This is a genomic window from Polaribacter sp. BAL334, assembly GCF_015767435.1.
In the GTDB taxonomy this organism is placed as follows: Bacteria; Bacteroidota; Bacteroidia; order Flavobacteriales; family Flavobacteriaceae; genus Polaribacter.
Window position 1 is genome coordinate 1 of record NZ_JADWOV010000297.1, and the last position, 385, is coordinate 385.

Annotated in this window: 1 protein-coding gene; it reads left to right on the forward strand. The window is 35.1% G+C overall.

Annotation, left to right across the window (positions count from 1 at the left end; all coding sequences use genetic code 11):
* Positions 1-385, forward strand: a 385-nt coding sequence (locus tag IU405_RS09385; protein ID WP_197438350.1) for a hypothetical protein, incomplete at both ends; no start/stop codon positions are given.

The window sequence follows — 385 nt, forward strand, 5'->3', positions numbered from 1 at the left end:
CAACTAACAGTATCAACTACTTATAATTTTAGAGATTCTTCCGTTTTCCCCAATTCAGGAACACCTAATACAAATGTTACTTCAACAATCGGTGATGGAGGGAACATAGTTTTAGGAGGTTTATATAGATGGCATGGTACAACGTATGGTCTAAATCTTAAAGTATCACAAACTATTACTATTAATGTATCAGGAAGCTGCACAGTAAGATTTACTGGCTCTAAACATTCTAGTCTTCATGTCAAAGGAACGGCAGATACTGATGGAGATTTGGGAACTATTGATGGTGACCTTGCCTCTGATGGAAATACATTTGATTTTTCTTACACAGGAGGAGCTAAAATATTAACTTTCATAACTATAAATGAATCAGGTAGTGATACTG